Consider the following 17,309-nt stretch of genomic DNA (forward strand, 5'->3'; position numbering starts at 1 on the left):
GGTCGCCGCCTCCCCGGAGGCCAGCTGGGATGAACGACTGTGACGTCCAAGTGGAGCCGATGCTACGCCCAAGACCGCTTTATGGGCAGGGACGTGGGACCCGTTCCCGCCGAGCCGCGCCTCGGACCCACGGCAGGCTGCGGGGCCCACCCGGCGGTCCGGCGCACACGGCGCACGCGGCGGCCGTCGGCCCCGAGGATGCACGAGGGCCCGCGACCGTGATGGTCGCGGGCCCTCGCGGCGGGGGTCCAGCGGGATCCGGCGCCGACGGGTCGCTCGTCGGCGTCCGGCGCCGACGGGTCGCTCGTCGCGCTCAGACGCCGGCCGGGACGACGGGGATCGAGCCGGTGATGGTCTCCTCGTGCTCGCTGAGCACCTGCAGGGTGCGGCGCGAGCGGACCTTCAGCGCGATCAGCGTGGTGACGACCATGGCGAAGCCGGTGCTCGCCAGCACGATCGCGACCACCATCGGCGCCTCGTAGCCGAAGCCCGCGGCGATCACGGCACCGCCGAGGGTGGCGCCGAGCGCGTTGGCGACGTTGAACGCGGCCTGGTTCATCGAGGCGCCCAGCAGCTCGGAGCGGTGGGCGATGCGGATCATCCAGGTCTGCATCGCGGGGCTCAGCGAGGAGTTCACCAGGTTCGCCGCGAAGAACGCGATGATCAGCGCGGTCAGCGACGTGTGGGCGACGGCGAAGAGCACCACGAGGGCGGTGATGTAGAGCGGGAAGCCGATCAGCAGCGTGCCCTTCAGGGAGCGGTCGGTGGTCACGCCGCCGACGATGTTGCCGATGGTCATGCCGAGGCCCGCGGCGGCGAGCACCCACGGCACCGAGCTCTCGGGGGCGCCGGTGACCTGGGTGGTGATGTCGGCGACGTAGCTGAACACGGCGAAGGCGCCGGAGAAGCCGACCGCGGCGATGCCGATGACGACCCACAGCTGGAGGCGCTTGAGGGCCACGAGCTCGTCGACCATGCGGCGGCCGATCGTCTTCTCCTGGTGCGGGACGGTGAGGTAGAGGGCTGCGAAGGTCGCGACGAACACGCCGGCCAGCAGCAGGTAGACCACGCGCCAGCCGGCCGCCTGGCCGACGGCGGTGAGGATCGGGACGCCGATCAGGTTCGCGACGGTCAGCCCGGACAGGGCGAGCGCCGTCCCCTTGCCCTGGCTTCCGGGGCCCATCAGCGAGGCGGCCAGCAGCGAGGCGACGCCGAAGTAGGCGCCGTGCGGGATGCCGGCGACGAAGCGGGCGAGCACGGTGAGCTCGAAGGTCGGCATCATGCCGGAGAGCAGGGTGCCGACGGCGAGCGCGATCGCGAGCAGCATGATCATCGTGGTGCGGCTCCAGCGCACCGAGAGGAGCGCCAGGGCGGGGGCGCCGACGACGACGCCGAGCGCGTAGGCGGTGATCGCGATGCCGGCGCGGGCGATGCCGCCCTCGGGGTCGGCGGCCATCATCTCGGGCAGCAGGCCGTGGGCGATGCCGGGCAGCAGGCCCATGGAGACGAACTCGGAGCCGCCGATGCCGAAGCCTCCCAGCGCGATCGCGAGCAGGGCGAGGCGGACGCGGGTAGGGCTGAGCTCGGAGGAGGCGGGGCGCGGGGTGTCGAGGAGGGTCATGAGGGGACCTCGGAGTTCGGGAGCGGACGGTCAGGGGACGGGCTCCATCGACCCGGGGCACAAGAATAAGCAAACGCTGTTGCGTTGGGTCAAGGGGGTGGCGGGGATCTGTTGGATCACACAGGAGCGCGGCACCTCGCCTCGGAGCGCTGCTGCCCGGTCACAGCGTCGTGGCGTGCGAGGATGACCGCGTGAGACCGACCACCCCGCTGGACCGCATGGCGGGCGCGCACGACGCCGCCGTCCTCGCCGTCGCGCGCCGCGGCGACCCGGTCTCCCGCTCCGGCCTCGCCCAGGAGCTGCAGGTGACCCCGCAGGCGATCTCGAAGATCCTGGCTCGACTGATGGAGCGCGGCCTCGTCGAGGAGGCCGGCACCGTGACCTCGGGCCCCGGCAAGCCCACGACCCTGTACGAGATCGTCCCCGGCTCGCGCCGTGCGATCGGGCTGCACCTGACCCGCTCGCGGCTCCACTCCGTCGTGGTCGATCTCACCGGGGAGATCCTCGAGCGCCGCGAGCTCGAGATCGGCCGCCTCCAGCCGGTGCCCGAGCTGGTCGCCACGCTCGCCGACGAGGCGCGCGCGCTGCAGGACGTCGGCCCGGGGATCCTGCTCGGCGTCGGCGTCGGGATGCCCGGCCCGGTGGACGGCGAGGAGGGCGTCTACCGCGGCACCTCCGACCCCGATCCCTGGCGGGGCGCGCCGATCCGCCGCCTGCTCGCCGAGGAGCTCGGCATGCCGGTGCTGCTGGACCACGACTCCCGTGCGGCGCTGGTCGGCGAGGCCTGGTCCCAGCCCGGGCTGCTCCGCAACGCCGCGCTGCTGCTGGTCGAGGACGGGCTCGGGGCGGCGCTGTGCCTGGACGACCAGATCGTGCGCGGCGCCCACTCCCACGCCGGCGAGATCGGTCACACCGTGGTGCGGATGGACGGGATCCCCTGCCCCTGCGGCCGCCGCGGCTGCGCGCAGAGGGAGCACCGGGCCGCGCTCGAGCGAGGGGAGGACGAGCTCGCCGCTCGCATCCTCGCCGAGGTGGTGGTGAACCTGGTGCGCCTGGTGGACGTGGACCGCGTGGTGCTCGGCGGGCGGACCGTCCACGAGCAGCACGAGGCGTCGATGGACGCGATCCGCGAGGCGCTGACCGCCGGGCTCAGCGACGAGCCGTGGGTGCACGTCGAGGTGATGCTCTCCACCCGCGGCATGGACCTGATCGCCGTGGGTGCGGCCTGCGAGGTGCTCGAGCACGAGTACGGTCTGCCGCAGGTGCTCGTCGGCCCCGAGTGACGCGGCGGGCCGGCCCGGAGTGACGCGTCGGCCCGGAGTGGGCGGCCCGAGGGGCCGGGTCGAGCGCCGGGACGCCGCTCGCCGGAGCCGGGTCAGTCCCGGGGGCCGAAGAGCGCCGAGCCGACGCGCACGATGGTCGCGCCCTCCTCGACGGCGATCTCGAGGTCGCCGCTCATCCCCATCGACAGCTCGGTGAGCTCGGGGATCCCGAGCCGCTCGCGCAGCGCGTCGCGCAGCTCGCGCAGGGAGCGCAGCGAGGCGCGCACCGCGGTCTCGTCGCTCGTGTTCGCCCCGATGGTCATGAGGCCGACGGGGCGCAGGTGCTCGCTGCCGCGCAGGCGCTCCACGATCGGCGCGAGCGCTTCGAGGCTCGGGGCATAGCCGCCCTTGGACTCCTCGCCGGAGGTGTTGACCTGCACCAGCACGTCGCGGCGGAGGTCCGCGAGCTCGGCCCGGCGCTCCAGGGCGTCGGCGATGTCGTCCCGGTCCACGCTGTGCACGAGCTCGGCGAAGGCGATCACGTCGCGGGCCTTGTTCGTCTGGAGCCGGCCGATGAAGTGCCGGGGCACGCCGTTGCCCGCGAGCAGCGGGTCCTCGTGCTTGGCGATCTCCTGGGCCCGGTTCTCTCCCACCGCGATCCGTCGGCCGCGCTCTTGCAGCAGCTCGATCATCTCCGCGATCTGGGCTGGGGTGCGGGTCTTGGTGGCCAGCAGCAGCGTGATCTCCGCGCCGTCGCGCCCTGCACGGGCCGCGGCGGCATCGATCCGCCCGAGCACCTCGTGGAGGCGGGCGATGAGCTGGGGGTCGGCGGAGGAGGCGGTCATGACCTCCATTGTGGCCGATCCCGGGCGTGCCCGGGACGCGGGCATCCGGTGCCCCCAGCGGGACTCGAACCCGCACTGTGCCGCTTTTAAGGCGGCCGCCTCTGCCGATTGGGCTATGGGGGCGTGCACGCGCCGGCGCTCGCGGTGGTGCGACCGGCGGCGGCGTCACCCTATGCTGGAATGCATCATGACCGCTGTGATCCGGTCCCTCGCGGACTCCCTGCGACGGTTCGGCGACGACCGCCTCGAGGCCCTGCTCGTCGCCCGACCGGATCTCGCCTCGCCCCTGCCCCGGGGGATCGGCCCCCTGGCCGCGCGCGCCGGAGGCAGCACGTCGGCCCGTCGGGCGCTCGACTCCCTCACCCTGCCCGAGCTGCATCTCGTCGAGGCGCTCGCCGTGCTCGAGGACGGCTCCTCCCCCGCCTCGCTCGCCGCCGCGGTCTCCTCCGATCCGGCGACGATCGCCCCGTCCCTCGAGCGGCTGATCACCCTCGCGATCGTGTGGGGCGAGGACGAGCTGCACCTGCTGCGGCCGCTGCGCGACGGCCTGCGCGCCCCGGCCGGGCTCGCCGCCGCGACCGCCTCCGATCCCGACGCCGAGGAGGCCGCGCGCCGCGTCGAGGCGGCCCGCGACCGGCTCGGCCCGGCGCTCGACGCGCTCGCCTGGGGGCCCAGCGCCGTCACCGGCAGCGGGAAGCTCGCCGCCGCGCTGCGCCAGGCCGGGATCGTCGAGCCCGACGGGGAGAGCCTGCACATCCCCCGCTCCGTGCACCTCGCCCTGCGCGACGGGAGGGTGCGTCGCAGCCATACGGCGCAGCGCCCCGTGCCCGAGGGCCCCGAGGTCACCGAGCGGATCCCTGGCTCGCGCACCGCGCAGGCCGTCGAGCGGGCCTTCGAGGCGCTGCGCCTGCTGGGCACCGTGCGCGGCTTCGACGAGGACCCGCCCGGGGTGCTCAAGCGCGGAGGACTCCCCCAGCGGGACCTGCGCCGCCTCGCCGAACGCGCCGGCGCCCCGCTGCTGGACCACGCGACCGTTCTGCAGAGCGCCTGGCAGGCCGGGCTCATCGGGCACGACGGCCAGGAATGGCATCCCACCCGCGACTGGGACGTGCACCGGATGCTGCCCCCGTCCCAGCGCTGGGCCGAGCTCGTGCTCGCCTGGGCACGCGGGCACCACCTCGCCGCCGTGGTCGGCACCCCCGACTCCTCCGGCACCGGGCGCTCGCTGCTGTCCGACCTCACCCGACGCGACGGCGTGCGCACCCGGCGCGGCAGCCTGCTGCGCCTGCTGCGCACGAGTCCGGGCGTGGACGCGACCGAGGACTCGCTCGTCGCGGCGCTCGCCTGGGCGTTCCCGCTGGTGCCCTCGGAGGTACTGCGGGAGGAGACCTCGGCACTGCTGGTCGAGGGCCGGGCACTCGGCGTGCTCGACGCCGGCAGCCTCACCGTGCTCGGCCAGACCCTGGTCCCGGCCCTCGACGAGGACATCACCACCGCCGACGCCCGCCTCGCGGCGGCGCTGGAGGAGGTCGCCCCCGCCCCGGTCGAGGAGGTGCTGCTGGACGCGGACCTCACCGCCGTGATCCCGGGCCGCCCCGCCGAACGCCTGCTGCCGCTGCTGGACTGGACCGAGGTGATCTCCCGGGAGGCGCGCTCACGCTCCGCTTCAGCGCCGCCACGGTGCGGCGGGCCCTCGGCGACGGCCGCGATGCCGAGGCGCTGCTCGCCCTGCTCGAGGACGTCTCCCGCTCCCCCGTCCCGCAGGCCCTGACCTACCTCCTGCGCGACGAGCAGCGACGGCACGGCCGGGTGCAGGTCTCCCGCGCCTCGACCGTCCTCACCGCCGAGCCAGAGGTGCTGGACCTGCTGCAGGCCGCGTCCGAGGCGGTGCCGCTGGGGCTGCACCGTCTCGCGCCGACCGTCGCCGTGACCCTCTCGGATCCGGGCTTCGCCCTGCAGATCGCCCGGCAGGCCGGGCTGTCGCCGCAGGCCGTCGGCCCCGACGGCAAGCCCGTGTCCGAGGAGCTGTCGCACTCGCTGCGCCCGGGACCGGTCGATCCCGATCTCGTGACCGTCGAAGGTCCGGAGCTGCGGATCCCCGCCGCGGAGGCGGTCGCACGGATCCGCGACGCCGAGGAGGGCGGCACCGACCTCAGCGTCACCGACCGGCTGCTGGACGCGATCGCCCGGTCCACCGCGATCCCGCTCGGCATCGTCGACGGGCAGGGCGGCGTGGTCGTCAAGCAGGCCCTCCCGCTCTCCCTGGAGGGCGGCCGGCTGCGGGCCCGCGAGTCCGGCAGTCAGGAGGAGTTCACGGTGCTCGTGCACCGGGTGACGCTCGGCTGAGCACGCCCCTGCGCCGGTGCAGGTCACGGATCGGTCCATGGGGAGCGCTCCCCATGGCGGAGCACCTCCTGCATCGGGGTACTATTCCGCTCGCCAGGCACGGGGCGACCTCAGCGCCTCCCTGGGCCCGGGCGCATCCGTCTCGGGGCATGATCATCAGGAAAGAGGGGTTTCCCATGACCAACCAGCCCTACGCTGCGAGCACCGGCGCTCCGGTCTCCAAGACGAAGTGGATCGTGCAGCTCGTCGTCTCGGTGCTCTGCTTCTTCAACATCATCACCATCGTGCTCGCGATCCTCGGCCTGACCAAGGCCGACACCGATCTCGCGACCGCGAACAAGTACTACAAGTGGGGCTGGATCGCCTACATCATCTGGGCTGTGCTGGTCATCGGCGTCAACCTGCTGCTCCTGCTCACGGGCGCCTTCACGGCCTCGTTCGAGACCTACTGAGTCGACCGACTCCAGCACGAAGGCCCCGGACCGTTCGGTCCGGGGCCTTCGTGGATCAGCGGTGCTGACGCCAAGTAATCAGTCCTGCATCGACTCGACTGATCTCCTACCGCTCGTACCTCGCAGTACGTCGATCAGTCCTGCGTCCGATCGACTGATCTCCTGCCGCTCGTACCTCGCAGTACGTCGATCAGTCCTGCTTGGTCTCGCGGCGGTCCTGGGTCCACTCGACGTGGAAGGTGCCCTCGGTGTCCACGCGCTGGTAGGTGTGGGCGCCGAAGTAGTCGCGCTGGGCCTGGACCAGGGCGGCCGGGAGGCGCTCGGCGCGCACCGCGTCGTAGTAGGACAGGGTCGAGGAGAAGACCGGGACCGGGTAGCCGGAGGCCGCCGCGAAGGCGACGATGCGGCGCCAGGCCGGGATGCACTTGGCGATCTCCTCGGTGAAGTACGCATCGGCCAGGAGCAGCGGCAGGTTCGCGTCGCGCTCGTAGGCCTCGGTGATGCGGTTGAGGAAGCGGGCGCGGATGATGCAGCCGCCGCGCCAGATCCGCGCCATCGCGCCGAGGTCGATGTCCCAGCCGTACTCCTTCGCGCCGGCCGCGATCTCGTCGAAGCCCTGCGAGTAGGAGACGAGCTTCGCCGCGTACAGCGCCTTCTGGAGGTCGTCGATGAACTGCGCCTTGTCGGCGATCTCGAGGGTCTGCGCCTCGGCCTTCAGCACGCCGCGGGCGGCCTCGCGCTGCGGGGTCGAGCCGGAGGTGGAGCGGGCGAAGGTCGCCTCGGCGATGCCGGTGACCGGGACGCCGAGGTCCAGCGCGGTCTGCACGGTCCAGGCGCCGGTGCCCTTCTGGGCGGCGCGGTCGAGGATGACGTCGACGAAGGGCTTGCCCGAGGTCTGGTCGGTGTGGTGGAGCACCTCGGCGGTGATCTCGATGAGGAAGGACTCCAGATCGCCCTTGTTCCACTCGGCGAAGACGTCACCGATCTCGGAGGCGCCCATGCCGAGCGCCTTGGACATCATGTCGTAGGCCTCGGAGATGACCTGCATGTCCGCGTACTCGATGCCGTTGTGGACCATCTTCACGAAGTGGCCCGCACCGTCGGCGCCGACGTGGGTGCAGCAGGGGACGCCGTCCACGTGGGCGGAGATCTTCTCGAACATCGGGCCGAGGCGGTCGTAGGACTCCTTCGTGCCGCCGGGCATGATCGAGGGGCCGTTCAGGGCGCCCTCCTCACCGCCGGAGACGCCGGAGCCGACGAAGTGCAGGCCCTTCTCGCGCAGCGCGGCCTCACGACGACGGGTGTCGCCGAACAGGGCGTTGCCCGCGTCGACGATGATGTCGCCCTCCTCCATGAGGGAGGCGAGCTCGTCGATCACGGCGTCGGTGGGCTTGCCGGCCTTGACCATGATGATCGCCACGCGCGGCTTCTGCAGGGAGGCGACGAAGTCCGCCATGGACTCCGACGGGTAGAACTCGCCCTCGGAGGCGTAGTTGTCCATGACCGTCTCGGTCTTGCCGACGGAGCGGTTGTGGATCGCGACCTTGAAGCCGTTGCGGGCGAAATTGCGAGCGAGGTTCGAGCCCATCACCGCCATACCGGTGACGCCGATGTCCGCGACATCGGCAGGGGACGGAGCAAAGCTGGCCATGGGTTCTCCTCAGATCGTGTGACTGTCGAGCCGGGCCGAACCGCGGCGCCGAGGGCGTCGGCGGGCATCGCGGGCCCGACCCATCGCGGTCCATCCTAGGGAATTCCGGCCCGAGACGTTCCCGTGTGCCAGCGCTTGCCGCGCGAGGGTGGCCGCCGACACGGTACCGTCGCCCCGGGAAAGCGGGAGGATGCTCTCCCCGCACGCCCGGACACACCTCGAGAGCGAGCCACCCGATGACTCAATCCCCGTACGATCCGCAGCCGTCTCCCGGCGCCCCGCGCGACCACGACCCGTACGGGCAGGACCCCTTCGCCCACGGCGCACAGCCGCAGGGCGCACCGGCCCACGGCTCCCCCGGTGCCGCACCGCAGGGCACCGCCGGCGCTCCCGGCCCGGCCCCGGGCACCGACCTCGGCGCCGACCTCGGGGCGGGCCTGCGCTTCGCGGGCACCGGCCTGCTGCGCGGCGCGGCCGCGCTGCTGGGCGTCGGCGCGCTCTACGCCGTGGCCATGGTCGTGGTGCTCGGCGTCGGCTTCGCCCTCACGCTGTTCCTCTCGATCGCGATGGTCGAGACGTCCTCGTCGGCGGGCGGCGATCCCTCCTTCGGACAGATGATCGTGATCTTCGCGCTGTGCTTCGTGCTGGTGCTGGTCACCGGAGTGATCGGAGCGCTGTGGCAGGCCGGTGCCGCGCAGGCCGGCGGAATCCTCGCCGGCGGCGAGCGTCCGAGCTTCCGGCAGGGCCTGACCGGCCCCGGCCGGGTGGTCATCACCGCCGTGCTGGTGCTCGTGATCGTGATGATCGGCTCGGTGCTCCTCTACCTGCCCGGCATCATCGCCGCCGTGCTGCTGTTCTACGCGATCCCCGCGGCACTGCGCGGAGCGTCCCCCGGCCAGGCGCTGCGGGAGTCGGTCTCGACGGCCACGTCGAACCTCGGCGTCACGATCGTCGGCTTCCTGATCACGATGGTGGTCTCCTCGGTCGGCGGGACGCTGGTCGTCGGCTTCATCGCGGTCATCCCCTTCACCGTGCTGCTCCAGATCGGGCTCTACGAGAGGGTCAACGGGCGCACCCCGTCCCTGCCCGCCTGATCCCGGCCCCGCCGCACCCCGCATCCGAGCCCGCGCCCCGTCCTGGGAGCGCGGGCTCGTGCACGTGCCGGCCCGGGGAGGCGCCCCTCACGTCGCCCCCTCCCCGGCCCGGACTGGACGTAGCCTGATCCGATGACCGACGGCCCCCTCATCGTCCAGAGCGACAAGTCCCTCCTGCTCGAGGTCGACCATCCCTCGGCACAGGCCGCCCGGATCGCGATCGCGGCCTTCGCCGAGCTCGAGCGGGCGCCCGAGCACGTGCACACCTACCGCATCACCGACCTCGGGCTGTGGAACGCGCGCGCCGCCGGCTACGACGCGGAGACCGTCGTCGCGGCGCTCGTGGACCACTCCCGCTACCCGGTCCCCCACTCGCTGCTGATCGACGTGGCAGACACGATGGACCGTTACGGCCGCCTGCAGCTGCTCTCCGACCCGCAGCACGGGCTCGTGCTGCACGGCCTGGACCGCGCGGTGCTCGAGGAGGTCACCCGCGCCAAGCGGGTCCAGGGCATGCTCGGCGAGCGCGTCGACGACACCACGGTCAGGGTCCATCCCTCCGAGCGGGGCGCGCTCAAGCAGGCGCTGCTGAAGCTCGGCTGGCCCGCCGAGGACCTCGCCGGCTACGTCGACGGGGAGGCACACCCGATCGCGCTGGCGGAGGACGGCTGGCAGCTGCGCCCGTACCAGACCGAGGCGGTGGACGGCTTCCGCCACGGCGGCTCGGGGGTGGTGGTCCTCCCCTGCGGCGCGGGCAAGACCCTGGTCGGCGCCGGGGCGATGGCCGCGATGCAGCGCACCACGCTGATCCTGGTGACCAACACCGTCTCCGCCCGCCAGTGGCGGGACGAGCTGCTGGCACGCACCACCCTCACCGAGGACGAGATCGGCGAGTACTCCGGCACCACGAAGGAGATACGCCCGGTCACGATCGCCACGTACCAGGTCCTCACCATGAAGCGGAAGGGCGTCCACCCGCACCTGGAGCTGATGAGCGCCCGCGACTGGGGTCTGATCCTCTACGACGAGGTGCACCTGCTGCCTGCGCCCGTGTTCCGGATGACCGCGGACCTGCAGGCCCGGCGCCGCCTGGGTCTGACCGCGACGCTCGTGCGCGAGGACGGCCGCGAGGGCGAGGTCTTCTCGCTGATCGGGCCGAAGCGCTACGACGCGCCATGGAAGGACATCGAGGCGCAGGGCTACATCGCCCCGGCCGTCTGCACCGAGGTGCGGGTGACCCTGCCCGCCTCGGACCGCATGGCCTACGCGATGGCGGAGGCCTCCGACCGTCCCCGCCTCGGCGCCGCGCACGGCGCGAAGGTGCCGGTGGTCGAGCGGATCGCCCGCGCCCATCCCGGGGAGCCGCTGCTGGTGATCGGCCAGTACCTCGACCAGCTCGAGGAGATCGCCGAGCACCTCGGCGCGGAGCTGCTGACCGGGCAGACCCCGGTCAAGCGTCGCCAGCAGCTGTTCGCCGACTTCCGCGAAGGCCGGATCGACCGCCTGGTCGTCTCGAAGGTCGCGAACTTCTCGGTCGACCTGCCCGAGGCCTCCGTCGCGATCCAGGTCAGCGGCGCCTTCGGCTCCCGCCAGGAGGAGGCCCAGCGCCTCGGCCGCCTGCTTCGCCCCAAGGCCGACGGGCGCTCCGCGCACTTCTACACCGTCGTCATGCGCGACACCCAGGACCAGGACTTCGCCGCCCACCGTCAGCGGTTCCTCGCCGAGCAGGGCTACGCCTACTCGATCGTGGACGCCGAGCAGCTGGACGGGGCGCTCGACGCGGGCTGAGCGGTCCCGGGCCGCATATCCGTCGGCCCGGCTCCACGGCGAGGGGACGCGACGTCGTTACAGTGAACACGCACGACATCCCCGCCGGCTCCGCCGGCGCTTCCCCGCCGCCCCGTCGGCCGTCCCCAGGAGATCGACATGACCGCACCCGACGATCCCAGCCGCACCTCCGGCACCGGCGACGCCTCGCGCGCCGACGCCCCGCGTCCGGACGCCGCCCCCGACGCCCCCGCCCCGCGTCACGAGGACACCGCTGCCACCGCCCCGACCGGTCGCCGTGCCGCCGGGCGCCCCGCCGCCGAGGAGCCCGCCGACATCCCGCCCTCCTCCGGCGGCAAGACCGCGACGACCTGGATCGCGCTGATCCTCGGCGCGATCGTGCTGGTGCTGCTGCTGATCTTCGTGATCCAGAACAACGTCTCGGCCCGCTTCCAGTACTTCGGGGCGGAGTTCGACCTTCCGCTGGGCGTCGCGATGCTGCTCGCCGCGATCGCAGGTGCGCTGGTCATGGCCCTGGTCGGCTCGGTGCGCATGATCCAGATGGGCTGGACGATCCGCAAGCTGCGCAAGCAGCAGGAGAAGGCCCAGCGCACCCTGCGCTGAGGCCGCCCAGGAGACGTCCAGGCATCTCCCAAGCACAGGGAGGACGGTAGGGCCATGACTGCTGCGAGCGAGGAGAACGACTACGAGGCACGCCTCCTGGTCGTCGACGACGAGCCCAACATCCGCGACCTCCTGGCCACCTCCCTGCGCTTCGCAGGCTTCGAGGTGTTCACCGCCTCCACCGGCAACGAGGCGATCCGAGAGGCGACCGAGCACCAGCCGGACCTCGTAGTTCTGGACGTGATGCTCCCGGACATGGACGGCTTCACCGTCACGCGCCGCCTGCGCGACCGCGGCGAGCAGTACCCGATCCTCTTCCTCACCGCGAAGGATGAGACGCAGGACAAGGTCGCCGGCCTCACCGTCGGCGGCGACGACTACGTCACCAAGCCCTTCAGCCTCGAGGAGGTCGTCGCCCGGATCCGGGCCGTGCTGCGCCGCACCCACGGCGGCTCGGAGACGGCCGTGGACAGCGCCCTCGTCGTCGGCGACCTGCGCCTGGACGAGGATTCCCACGAGGTCCATCGCGGGGACGTGAACATCGAGCTGTCCCCCACCGAGTTCAAGCTCCTGCGCTATCTCATGCTGAACGCGGGCCGCGTGGTCTCCAAGACCCAGATCCTCGACCACGTCTGGGACTACGACTGGTCCGGCGAGGTGGGCATCGTCGAGTCCTACATCTCCTACCTGCGTCGCAAGATCGACGTGGTGGGCGAGCCGATGATCCACACCAAGCGCGGCATCGGCTACGTGCTGCGCGCCGCCGAGGGCGCCTGACCCCGACGCCCGACCCGAGGAGCACCACCCCGTGGCCCTGCCGAGCCTGCGCACCGAGCGCCCGATGTCCCTGTGGACCCGGATCGTCGCGCTGATCTCGCTGCTGCTGGTGCTCGGCGTGGTCGTCACCGGGAGCCTGTCGCTGTTCCTGCTGAACCGCACCCTGATCCAGTCGGTCGACAACAACCTGCAGTCCTCGGTCAGCGAGATGCTCTCCCTGGCGCAGCACGAGCTCGCCGGGGACGACGACGCCATCACCTCGAGCACGTACATCCCCGTGGAGTACGCGGTCGAGATCCGCGACGAGCAGGGACAGCCGATCGAGCAGGAGGTCTTCCACTACGGGCCCGGGAAGGTCTCGGTGCAGTTCCCGGACCTCACCGACGAGCAGATCCTGCAGCGCGGCGGGCGCCCCTTCACGGTGCTGGACTCCGCCGAGAACCGCTGGCGGGTCATCGCGATGGTCAACTCCGGGCCGGACAAGGGCAGCGTGTACGTGGCCCTGCCGCTGACCTCGGTGGACCGCACCATGCACGAGATGGCGCTGATCATCGTGCTGGTGGGCACCCTCGTGGTGCTGGTCGGGATGGGCGCGGGAGGCTATGTCACCCATCGGGCGCTCGATCCGCTGCGGGACGTGGAGGCCACCGCCTCCCAGATCGCCGGGGGCGACCTCTCCCAGCGCGTGCCCGTGACGGACACGAGCCTCGAGGTGCACGACCTCGCGCTGTCGCTGAACGAGATGCTGGTGCGGATCGAGCAGGCCTTCGCCGCGCAGTCCGCCTCGGAGGAGAAGGCCACCGCCTCAGAGGCCAGGATGCGCCGCTTCGTGGGCGACGCCTCCCATGAGCTGCGCACGCCGCTGGCAGCGATCCGCGGCTTCGGGGAGCTGTACCGGATGGGGGCCCTGCGCACCGATGAGGACACCGCCTCCGCGATGCGCCGCATCGAGGACGAGGCGAGGCGCATGGGCTCCCTCGTGGAGAACCTGCTGCGCCTGGCGCGGCTCGACGAGCGCCCCGACCTCGACCTCGAGCCGCTGGACCTCACCGACGCCCTCTTCGACGCCGCCCAGGACCTGCGCGCCCTGGACCCGGACCGGCAGGTCATGGTCGTCTCCCTGCAGGGGACGCCGCTGTCGGTGCAGCCGCACGTCCCGTTCGGGGTGCTGGGCGACGAGGCCTCGCTGCGCCAGGTGATCCTGAACCTTGTGGGCAACGCGAACCGTCACACCCCCAAGGGATCGCCGGTCGAGTTCGCGGTGGGCCGCCTCGAGGACGGCCGGGTCCGGATCGAGGTGCGCGACCACGGCGAGGGCATCGACGACGACCAGCGGGAGAAGGTGTTCGAGCGGTTCTACCGCACCGACTCCTCCCGGGTCCGCTCGGCGAGCCAGGGCGGCGGCGCGGGCCTGGGCCTGTCGATCGCGGCGACCATCGTCCAGCAGCATCGCGGCGCGATCGGCGTGCAGCCGACGCCCGGGGGCGGAGCGACCTTCTGGATCGAGCTGCAGGGCACGGACCTCGACCCCGAGCAGCAGGTGGAGCCGGACCAGCTGCGCGCGCTGACCCGCTCCGACGGGAGCCCGGACGGGGCCGACCCGCAGGACTGATCCGCTCAGCGGTGGGCGGCCGGTGCGTCCATCACCTGACCGACGAAGCCCTCCTCGCCCGCCGCGCGAGCGAGCAGGTCCACCCGCTGCAGCAGTCGCTCGGCGGCCCGTCGGCCCTCCGCATCGTGCGCCTCGATCCGCGCCCTGCCATGCGGCCGGTCGCGGGTGAATCGAAAGGCGCCGGGCACCTCCGGCAGCGGATCGACGTGGCCGAGGAGCCCGACGATCAGGTCCCGCGGGACCTGATCGAGCCCCAGCGCGGCGGCGTGCTCGGCGCTGCGTCGGGCGCGGGCGGCGGGACGCTCGGAGAGCTTCACCCGCAGCCCGGAGCGCAGCAGGATCCGGGTCAGCTCGCGGTCGCCGACGAAGCTCACCCCGGCGGCCTCGAGGTCCTCGCGGGCGGAGGCGGGCCAGTCGTAGTGGTCGAGGTCGAAGGCGCGCGGGGGCAGTCCGGCACGGGCGGCGGCCTCGTGCAGCTCCTCGAGGGAGCGGTCCGAGACGAGATGGCCCCACACGGTGCCGTGGCGGGGCCAGCGGGGGGTGTCGGCGAAGACGGTCATCGGGTTCCTCCGCGGGCTCGGTGGGCGTAGGCGGTGCGCGGCGTGCGGGGTGTGCTCGATCCTGCCAGAACGCGCAGCACGTGCTCCATCGGGCCGCGTCGTCCGCTCCGGCGCAGCAGCACGGCGGGCAGGAGCATGAGGAGCCAGCCGGCGAGCACGAGCGCCGCGGCGCCCGCGCTGCCGAGCTGCGCGCCGAGGTCGAGGGTGTACGGCGGGAACAGGAGCAGGCACAGGACCGACTGGGCGAGATACGCGCTGAGCGAGACCGCGCCGAGCGCCTCGACGGCGCGCACCGCCGCACCGAGGGGGCCGCGGGCTCCGACCGGTGGCGGGTCCGTGGCCGTGACCGTCGCCATGGCCAGGGGCGTGGGCGTGGCCGTGGCGGCCGCGGGGCCGCCGTCGGCACCCGGTGCACGCGCCGCGGGGCGCGGGTCCCACCGCGCGGCCAGCAGCGCGGCCCCGGCGGCGAGGCCGACGGCCCCGGCGAGGCCGCTGACCTGGTGGAGCACGCCGAGGATGCCCAGCACGATCTCGGCGTCGAGCCGGGTATGGGCGGGGTCCAGGACCAGCACGGCGGTGAGCGGCACCGCGCCGACCAGTCCGATCGCGAGGCCCCACCGGGCGAGCCGGCCGAGCCGCCGGCGATGCGCGGGGACGTCCTCGAGCAGGGCGCCTCGGGCCATGAGCGCGCCGAGCGCCATCGGGGAGAGCAGGCCGATCTCCTCGATCGGGGCGAGCAGCAGGCCGTGCAGGGCGTCAGGCGCTCGGATCCCGACGCCGGCCAGATAGTCCGGTGCGGAGGCGGACGCGTAGCCGGTGCCGCCGCCGAGCCCGACCGTGCCGTCCACCCATCCCCAGACGCCGAGCGCCGGCAGGGTCACGATCGCGGCGGCGGCGAGCAGCACCCGGCCCCGGGTCATCAGCAGTGCGCAGAGCATCCCGATCACCGCGTACCCGACCAGGATGTCCCCGCTGAACAGCAGGATCGCGTGGGCGAGGCCGATCGCGAGCAGCACGAGATGCCGGCGCAGCATGCGCCGGAGGAACCGTCCTGTGCGCTCCCCGCGCTCGAGGGAGCGGCGGCGGAGGATCCCGATCCCGTACCCGAACAGCAGCGCGAACAGCGGGAAGCCGCGGTTGTCGACGAGCAGGGCGAGCAGCACGTCCACGACGCGGTCCGCGGCGCTCGCGTCCTGCTGCTTCAGCAGCACCGTCCAGGCGGAGCCGTGCAGCCAGCCCACCAGGTTCGCCAGCGCGATGCCGAGCAGGGCGATCCCGCGCGCGAGGTCGGGACCGCCCGCACGGGCGTCGAGCGGGACGGAGGAGGTCACCGTCCTCCGGCGCCCTCCGGGGTGCCCTGGTGGTGACGCAGCAGCCAGCGGCCCCGCTCCTTCACCCACACCGAGCTGCGGCGGACGGTGCCGTCCGGGCCGGTGGTGACATAGCGCAGGAGGATCGCGCCGGACGCGATCTCGTCGGCGAGGAAATCCTCGGCCTGCACGTCCGCCAGCGGGGCGAGGGCGGAGAGGATCTCGTCGCGGTCGTAGCTGCGCCCGCTCGCGCCGATCTCGGTGAAGGCGGGGTGCAGCAGCTCGGCCGCGCTCGGCGCGTCGGCGCGCAGCGCGTCGGTGAGCAGCGCCTGCTCACGAGTGATGACCTGCTCGAAGTCGCTGGTGCCGGGGGCGTCGGCGACGAGCACCGTGTCCTCGACCGCGGTGGAGCAGGAGGCCGCGGGGGCGGGATCGGCGGTGTCGAAGAGGCTGAAGAGGTCATCCGGATCGCCGGCCGCGCCGGTCTGCGAGGAGGACGGCGCGGCCGACGGGGAGGCCGTCGACGAGGAGCCGGCCGACGGTGCGGGAGAGGAGCCGCCCTGCGCGGGGCCGCTCCCCGGTATCCGGGACCGACCTGCGGGTCCTGCTTCTTCGCGAAGGCGGTCGCGGCGGCGTTGGCGCGCTTGTCGGCCGCCTCGTTCATGGCATGGCCGGCGTGGCCCTTGACCCACTCGAACTCGACGCTGCGCCCGGCGAGCGCGCGGTCGATGTCCTTCAGCAGCTCGACGTTCATGACGGGCTTGCCGTCCTTCTTCCGCCAGCCCTTGCGCTTCCAGCCCGGCATCCACTTGGTGATGGAGTTGATGACGTACTGGCTGTCGCAGAGGATGTGCAGATGCTGGTCGGCGTCCACGGCCGTCGCCTCGAGGAGGTCCAGGACGGCCTTCAGCTCGCCCATGTTGTTGGTGCCGTGGGGCCAGCCGCCCGCACGCCAGGTGTCCTCGTCGATGTACCAGGCCCAGCCGGCGGGTCCGGGGTTGCCGAGGGCGGAGCCGTCGGCCGCAGCGGTGATCGTCATGGGCGCAATCGTTCCACAGCCCTGCGACGTTCCCCGCTTCGGCCAGCGGTCGCTCGCGGTCCGCTGCTCGATCCGCTGTCCGCTCCCCGTGCCTCGCGGAGCACGGCCCCGCGGACTCCAGCTCAGCCCACCGGCTTCTCGTAGGTCGCGTAGACGTGGGCGCTGTGGAAGCCGACGGCCTCGTAGAGCCGGGTCGCGTCGCCGCCGTTGCCGATCGCGACCTCGAGAGCCGGGCCGCTCGCGGCGAGCTCGCCCAGCACCTCGACCGTCGGCCCCAGCACCTCGGGCGCGCCGCCGTCGGCGCCACGGATCTCTCCGTCGTCGAGGAGGACGGGGCGAGAGAGCACCC

At 72.9% G+C, this 17,309-nt stretch carries 15 protein-coding genes, 1 tRNA gene and 1 pseudogene; 9 read left to right on the forward strand and 8 right to left on the reverse strand.

Annotated features, from left to right (window positions below; genetic code table 11):
• Positions 1 to 313: 313 nt before the first annotated feature.
• Positions 314 to 1,621: an MFS transporter gene (locus RBL05_RS06660; protein ID WP_263312039.1), complete on the reverse strand. Its 1,308-nt coding sequence runs from the start codon at positions 1,619 to 1,621 to the stop codon at positions 314 to 316.
• Between the two features lie 191 nt (positions 1,622 to 1,812).
• Here RBL05_RS06660 and RBL05_RS06665 point away from each other — a divergent pair, with 191 nt between their 5' ends.
• A complete protein-coding gene (locus tag RBL05_RS06665; RefSeq protein ID WP_308740182.1) occupies positions 1,813 to 2,904 on the forward strand; it encodes an ROK family transcriptional regulator in 1,092 nt (363 codons plus the stop codon).
• A 92-nt stretch (positions 2,905 to 2,996) separates the two neighbouring features.
• Here RBL05_RS06665 and RBL05_RS06670 read toward each other — a convergent pair whose 3' ends face one another.
• Both RBL05_RS06670 and RBL05_RS06675 read right to left on the reverse strand, forming a co-directional pair.
• Entirely contained in the window at positions 2,997 to 3,728 is a 732-nt protein-coding gene (locus RBL05_RS06670; protein WP_070501087.1) for a YggS family pyridoxal phosphate-dependent enzyme, read from the reverse strand.
• Positions 3,729 to 3,777: 49 nt separating this feature from the next.
• Positions 3,778 to 3,851 (reverse strand) — tRNA-Leu (locus tag RBL05_RS06675).
• Between the two features lie 64 nt (positions 3,852 to 3,915).
• Here RBL05_RS06675 and RBL05_RS06680 point away from each other — a divergent pair.
• The 3 genes from RBL05_RS06680 (at position 3,916) to RBL05_RS06690 (ending at position 6,526) form a co-directional block, all read left to right on the forward strand.
• On the forward strand, positions 3,916 to 5,499 hold the full coding sequence (locus RBL05_RS06680; protein ID WP_318604189.1) for a hypothetical protein: 1,584 nt from the start codon (positions 3,916 to 3,918) through the stop codon (positions 5,497 to 5,499).
• Positions 5,409 to 6,074, forward strand: coding sequence for a helicase-associated domain-containing protein (locus RBL05_RS06685; protein ID WP_318604190.1), 666 nt, complete (start codon positions 5,409 to 5,411; stop codon positions 6,072 to 6,074). Before RBL05_RS06680 ends, RBL05_RS06685 begins: the two co-directional genes overlap by 91 nt.
• Before the next feature lie 176 nt (positions 6,075 to 6,250).
• Positions 6,251 to 6,526, forward strand: a complete 276-nt coding sequence (locus RBL05_RS06690; protein ID WP_053918986.1) for a hypothetical protein — start codon at positions 6,251 to 6,253, stop codon at positions 6,524 to 6,526.
• 190 nt (positions 6,527 to 6,716) lie between these two features.
• Here RBL05_RS06690 and gndA read toward each other — a convergent pair whose 3' ends face one another.
• The gene (gene gndA / locus RBL05_RS06695; RefSeq protein ID WP_010551144.1) at positions 6,717 to 8,177 is read right to left on the reverse strand and encodes an NADP-dependent phosphogluconate dehydrogenase; all 1,461 of its coding nucleotides are present in this window, start codon (positions 8,175 to 8,177) and stop codon (positions 6,717 to 6,719) included.
• A gap of 236 nt (positions 8,178 to 8,413) precedes the next feature.
• Here gndA and RBL05_RS06700 point away from each other — a divergent pair, with 236 nt between their 5' ends.
• From RBL05_RS06700 to RBL05_RS06720, 5 genes are all read left to right on the forward strand, one after another.
• Positions 8,414 to 9,271, forward strand: a complete 858-nt coding sequence (locus RBL05_RS06700) for a hypothetical protein (protein ID WP_308740180.1) — start codon at positions 8,414 to 8,416, stop codon at positions 9,269 to 9,271.
• A gap of 132 nt (positions 9,272 to 9,403) precedes the next feature.
• Positions 9,404 to 11,059 carry a DNA repair helicase XPB gene (locus RBL05_RS06705; protein WP_318604193.1) on the forward strand — a complete coding sequence of 552 codons (1,656 nt, stop codon included), beginning with the start codon at positions 9,404 to 9,406 and terminating at the stop codon, positions 11,057 to 11,059.
• 138 nt (positions 11,060 to 11,197) lie between these two features.
• Complete coding sequence (locus tag RBL05_RS06710) at positions 11,198 to 11,662, forward strand: lipopolysaccharide assembly LapA domain-containing protein (protein WP_308740178.1); 465 nt, start codon at positions 11,198 to 11,200, stop codon at positions 11,660 to 11,662.
• 54 nt (positions 11,663 to 11,716) lie between these two features.
• Positions 11,717 to 12,439: a response regulator transcription factor gene (locus RBL05_RS06715; RefSeq protein WP_062948766.1), complete on the forward strand. Its 723-nt coding sequence runs from the start codon at positions 11,717 to 11,719 to the stop codon at positions 12,437 to 12,439.
• Positions 12,440 to 12,470: 31 nt separating this feature from the next.
• Positions 12,471 to 14,051, forward strand: coding sequence for a sensor histidine kinase (locus RBL05_RS06720; RefSeq protein WP_308740177.1), 1,581 nt, complete (start codon positions 12,471 to 12,473; stop codon positions 14,049 to 14,051).
• Between the two features lie 5 nt (positions 14,052 to 14,056).
• Here RBL05_RS06720 and RBL05_RS06725 read toward each other — a convergent pair whose 3' ends face one another.
• The 4 genes and pseudogenes from RBL05_RS06725 to RBL05_RS06740 all read right to left on the reverse strand — a co-directional run bounded on the left by RBL05_RS06725 (position 14,057) and on the right by RBL05_RS06740 (position 17,307).
• Entirely contained in the window at positions 14,057 to 14,611 is a 555-nt protein-coding gene (locus RBL05_RS06725; protein WP_308740176.1) for a DUF4031 domain-containing protein, read from the reverse strand.
• On the reverse strand, positions 14,608 to 15,942 hold the full coding sequence (locus tag RBL05_RS06730) for a DUF418 domain-containing protein (protein WP_318604195.1): 1,335 nt from the start codon (positions 15,940 to 15,942) through the stop codon (positions 14,608 to 14,610). Before RBL05_RS06730 ends, RBL05_RS06725 begins: the two co-directional genes overlap by 4 nt.
• Positions 15,939 to 16,960: pseudogene (locus RBL05_RS06735) on the reverse strand (RNase H family protein). Before RBL05_RS06735 ends, RBL05_RS06730 begins: the two are co-directional and overlap by 4 nt.
• A 122-nt stretch (positions 16,961 to 17,082) precedes the next feature.
• On the reverse strand, positions 17,083 to 17,307 hold the full coding sequence (locus tag RBL05_RS06740; RefSeq protein WP_308740172.1) for a hypothetical protein: 225 nt from the start codon (positions 17,305 to 17,307) through the stop codon (positions 17,083 to 17,085).
• Positions 17,308 to 17,309 lie beyond the last annotated feature (2 nt).

This window comes from Brachybacterium sp. GU-2, assembly GCF_030866705.2.
Classification (GTDB): Bacteria; Actinomycetota; Actinomycetes; order Actinomycetales; family Dermabacteraceae; genus Brachybacterium; species Brachybacterium conglomeratum.